The organism is Hyphomicrobiales bacterium (assembly GCA_030688605.1).
In the GTDB taxonomy this organism is placed as follows: domain Bacteria; phylum Pseudomonadota; class Alphaproteobacteria; order Rhizobiales; family NORP267; genus JAUYJB01.
Map to the genome: position 1 here is coordinate 1 of JAUYJB010000004.1, position 4,654 is coordinate 4,654.

5 protein-coding genes are annotated in these 4,654 nt (G+C 64.8%); 1 reads left to right on the forward strand and 4 read right to left on the reverse strand.

All coding sequences use genetic code 11. The features are described 5' to 3' along the window. From Q8P46_00520 to recO, 3 genes are all read right to left on the reverse strand, one after another. The coding region (locus Q8P46_00520) for a hypothetical protein (protein MDP2618655.1) at nucleotides 1–312 on the reverse strand (312 nt) is incomplete at its 3' end. Between the two features lie 178 nt (nucleotides 313–490). Then, nucleotides 491–2,734 (reverse strand): DNA topoisomerase IV subunit A, encoded by a 2,244-nt coding sequence (gene parC / locus Q8P46_00525; protein MDP2618656.1) that lies wholly within the window; start codon nucleotides 2,732–2,734, stop codon nucleotides 491–493. A 40-nt stretch (nucleotides 2,735–2,774) separates the two neighbouring features. Further along, complete coding sequence (gene recO / locus Q8P46_00530; GenBank protein MDP2618657.1) at nucleotides 2,775–3,512, reverse strand: DNA repair protein RecO; 738 nt, start codon at nucleotides 3,510–3,512, stop codon at nucleotides 2,775–2,777. A 90-nt stretch (nucleotides 3,513–3,602) separates the two neighbouring features. Here recO and Q8P46_00535 point away from each other — a divergent pair, with 90 nt between their 5' ends. After that, nucleotides 3,603–4,094, forward strand: a complete 492-nt coding sequence (locus Q8P46_00535; protein MDP2618658.1) for a hypothetical protein — start codon at nucleotides 3,603–3,605, stop codon at nucleotides 4,092–4,094. Here the strand turns inward: Q8P46_00535 and Q8P46_00540 are convergent. Beyond that, nucleotides 4,089–4,373 carry a hypothetical protein gene (locus tag Q8P46_00540; protein ID MDP2618659.1) on the reverse strand — a complete coding sequence of 95 codons (285 nt, stop codon included), beginning with the start codon at nucleotides 4,371–4,373 and terminating at the stop codon, nucleotides 4,089–4,091. The two genes, Q8P46_00535 and Q8P46_00540, sit on opposite strands and share 6 nt — an antisense overlap. Between the last annotated feature and the right edge of the window lie 281 nt (nucleotides 4,374–4,654).

The window sequence follows — 4,654 nt, forward strand, 5'->3', positions numbered from 1 at the left end:
GTAGGGCTGGTCCTGGTGCCAATAGGTCGGATTGCTGGTCTTCGGCTCCTTGATCAGGAGATGGTCGTCGACCAGGTTCACCTTGCGGGCGCCCATGAGACGAGCGGCGATCTCGCCCGCCGGCGACTCGAAGACGAAGCGGCGGATGGGGTCGTTGCGCAGATACATGTCGTGGTCGGTGAAGAATTTGCCCTTGCCGTCCCTGGCATAGTCCTTGGCGAGCGCGCCCGGGCGCGGCGACCGATTGCTCCGCGCCCTGGCGCAGAAGCTCGATCCACTCCGGGGCGAAGACGCCGCGCAGGCAGACGACACCGTCAGCGCGCCATGTCTTTGCCAGATCTTCGGTGAATCCCGCGACCGTCATGTGCATCTACCTCGCTTACCTGCGACGGGAACCGAACCCGCCGCGAACCTCTGCAAATCCATTATTCGTAAGATTGAGAAATCTGACAAGCGGGGACTTCGAAGGGGCAGGAACGCGATTCAGGCGTCAGGCGAATTTGTTGCGCCTGGGAAAACCCTTGGGCGGCAGCCGGCCGGCCTGGGCACGGGTGCCGATCCAGTCGGCAAGCTCGGCCTGCTTGACCGTCCAGGTGCGGCCGGCGGAATCCTGCCAGGTCAGGCCGTCGGCCATGGCGAAGACCCTGGCGTCGGAGAGGCCGCCCTGCCGGTAGCGCTGCAGCCGCACGCCCTTGCCGCGCGGCATCTCCGGCAGCTCGGCGCGCGGGAAGATCAGGAGCTTGCGGTTGTCGCCGACGACCGCGACATGGTCGCCTTCGGCCGGCACGCAGCAGGCCGCCTCGTCGGGGCTCTTGACATTGAGCGCCTGCTTGCCCTTGCGAGTCATCGCCACCACCTCGTCCTCGGCGACGATGAAGCCGCGCCCGTCGCTCGCCGCCACCAGGAGCTTGCGGCCCGGCGCGTGGACGAACAGGGCGACGATATCCTGGGTGTCGTCGAGGTCGATCATCAGCCGCAGCGGCTCGCCATGGCCGCGCCCGCCGGGCAGCCGGCCGGCGTCGAGCGTGTAGAACTTGCCGTTGGTGGCGAATAGCACGATCCTGTCCGTCGTCTGCGCCTGGCCGACGAATTTCAGCCGGTCGCCGGACTTGAACGGCAATTGATCGGCGTCGGCGAGGTGACCGCGCATGGCGCGGATCCAGCCCTTCTCGGAAAGGATGACGGTGACCGGCTCGCGCTCGATCATCGCCTCGGCGACGTCGACCTCAGTCGCCTCGGGCGCCTCGGCAAAGGCGGTACGGCGGCCGCCGAGTGCATCCTCGCCGCCGAAACGCTTCTTTATGTCCTTGATTTCAGAGGTGATCTGCGCCCATTGCCTGTCCTCGGAGCCGGCCAGTGCCTCGAGCTCCGCCTTCTCGGCGGACAGCGCCTCGTGCTCGCGGCGGATTTCCATCTCCTCGAGCTTGCGCAAGGCGCGCAAGCGCATATTGAGGATCGCCTCGGCCTGCACGTCGCCGAGGCTAAAGGCGCGCATCAACTCGGGCTTCGGCTCGTCCTCGTTGCGGACGATGCGGATCACCTCGTCGAGGTTGAGATAGGCGATGAGATAGCCGTCAAGGACGGTGAGCCGGTGGGCGATCTTCTCCAGCCGGAAACGGGTGCGCCGCAGCAGCACCTCCTTGCGGTGATCGAGCCATTCGGCGAGCACGTCCTTGAGGTTCATCACCTTCGGGACCCGGCCGCGCGACAGCACGTTCATGTTGAGCGGCACGCGGGACTCAAGGTCGGTGACGCGGAACAGGGATTCCATCAGGATCACGGGGTCGACGGTGCGGCTCTTCGGCTCCAGCACGATGCGCACGTCCTCCGCCGATTCGTCGCGCACGTCGGCGAGCAGCGGCAGCCTGCGGGCCTGCAGAAGCTCGGCGATCTTCTCGATCAGCTTGGATTTCTGGACCTGATAGGGAATCTCGTCGACCACCACCACATAGGTGCCGCGGCCGGTATCCTCCCTTTGCCAGCGCGCGCGCAGGCGGAAGGCGCCGCGCCCGGTGCGGTAGGCTTCGCGCACGGTGTCGCGGGAATCGACGATTACGCCGCCGGTCGGGAAATCCGGGCCCGGCACCAGCTCGACGAGCTTGGCGATAGTGGCGTTGGGAAATTTGATCAGGTGCAGCGCCGCGTCGGCGAGTTCCCCCAGATTGTGCGGCGGGATGCTGGTCGCCATGCCGACGGCGATGCCGGCGGCGCCGTTGGCGAGCAGGTTGGGAACGGCGGCCGGCAGCACCACCGGCTCGGAGTCCTCGCCATCGTAAGTCGCGCGGAAATCGACCGTATCGGCGTCGATATCGGCAATCATCGCCATGGCGTAAGCCGTCAGCCGCGCCTCGGTGTAGCGCATGGCGGCGGCGTTATCGCCATCGATATTGCCGAAATTGCCCTGCCCTTCGATGAGCGGATAGCGCACCGCGAAGTCCTGGGCGATGCGCACCAGGGCGTCATAGACCGCCTGCTCGCCATGCGGGTGGTATTTGCCGATCACGTCGCCGACGACTCGGGCGCATTTCTTGAAGCCTGATTCCGGCTCGAGCTTCAAGAGGCGCATGGCGTGGAGGAGGCGCCGCTGCACCGGCTTGAGCCCGTCGCGGGCGTCCGGCAGGGCGCGATCCATGATGGTGGAGAGCGCGTAGGCGAGATAGCGCTCCTCCAGCGCCGCGCGCAGATCGACCGGCTCGATCGCGCCCGAATCAGGACGTTCGGCAGACTGGGTCATGGCACTGGGTTAGCGAAATGCTTTGACGCAAACAAGGATGTCAGCGCATTTCGGCAGCCGTCCGCAGCAAAAGGCGGATCATGCGTTCGTCCGATTCCGGCGGCGTCAGGCCGCGCGGCGCATAGACGTCGCGGGCAAGAAAGAAGCGGGTCAGGCGGAACGCGGCGATCAGGTCATCGACATTCTCGGGCATCAACGCCTCGTCGCGCAGGAAGCGCGGCAAGGCCAGGAGCTTGTCCTTGTAGGGCGCTCCGGCGGAAAGGCTCACCGCGCGGCCGGATTTCGGCGACACATAGGCAAGATCGTCGTTGCTGCCGGTGGCTGCACAGCTTTCAAGGTCAAGCCCGAAGCCGAGCTCGGCAAGCAGCGTCAGCTCGAAGCGGGCGAGCGCCGCAGGCCAGCCGGCTGCCGCCGGCAGAGCCTCGACGATCGCCTCATAGAGCGAGAAGAGCGAGGCATGCGGGTCGCGCTCGGGTAGCAGGCGGACCATGGCGTTGAGGCTGCCCAGCGCCGCCAGCGCCAGCGGATCGGCCATGATCTCGGCTGCCCGCAGCGCCTCCGCCTCGACCGCATAATGGCCGAGATGTTCCGAAAGCCGCGCCCGCCAGGTAAATCTCACCTGGTTTCCGGGCTGCAAGACGCCGCGCCAGCGCGTCCCCCGGCCGCCCTTGACCAGACCCAGATGGCGGCCGTGGCCGCGCGCGAAGGCCTCGACGATCACGCTCGTCTCGCCGTGGCGCCTCGTGCCGATGATAAAGCCGCTCTCAGTCCATTCCACGGGCCGTCACCATGCTTCAACGGAACCGGACCATCGAGCCTCTGCGGGACTATCAAACGATTGATTGAAAGGGCGTTTCAAGACCGGTCGATGGTCCTTGAGGCGCGGTCAATTCTGGCTCAGGCTCTCGTTTATCATCGCCGCGTCGTTCTCGCATTCGGCGAGAAGAGCCTCCGCGTCGGTGCCTTGGCGGGACACCTGCCGGTCAAAGCGGTCCGGGCATTCGACCCGCCAGACGTTGGCGGATGTCTCGGTACGGCGGAAGCAACAGCCCGGCGTCCTTCCCGTGATCGGAAATTCCCTGGCGAGGCGATCTCATGTCCTGCCCCCGACCATCCCGGGTTCACCGGAACCTATCAGGATCATGTCCGGCATGAAGCGATTTATACGCGCATGGCCTACCTGTCGGGGAATTCGAGGCCCATGCGGATCGCCAACCGGATCTGCTATTTTCGCCGATCTTGGGTCTCGGCCTCGCCGGATTTTAGCTTTCTGGCCGCTGATTTCTCGGCTTTCACCTGGAGCCGCTCGGCCTTTTTCGTCGCCTTGGATTTCTCGCGCTGGGACCGTTCAAATCTATAATTGGGCTTGGGTGGCATCGCTGACCTCCGTGGTTTGCCGCGGCAGCGGATAGGCGCTGCTGTTGTAGAGCTTGCGGATCTCTTTGTGGCGGTACCTTTCCTCGTCCACTTCCAGGATCGTCCCTGGCAAGCTCGTGTTGGGAAGCTCCTCGATCAAGTAGCGAATGGCTTTTGCCGCCGTCTCGAACTTGCGATAGGTCATTGAATTCCGACCGGCGCGCCGTCTGTTGGCGATATAGAGCTCGGCGGGGCCGGAGTAATTGAAATCATTCATTTTCATTGGCTCAATCCGAAATCGTTGCGGCTCGGCTCCTTTTGTGAATGCGCCGTGACGGATGTGCCGTCGCACCATCGCGTAACTATCTTGGCACCATATGGCCTTGGTTCCAAACCTCTAGAGCGGTTCATGGTTATAGGGAACCAGTTTACCGGGATGATTTTTCGCCGTGGCCCGGCGCGGCTCGCCGGGCGATGCGGTGCCTCGGCCAACAGCCGCCACACCGCCACGGCGCAAAAGAACCCGGCCTTCGGTGGGCCAAATCGGCCCACCGGGTTCGTTGC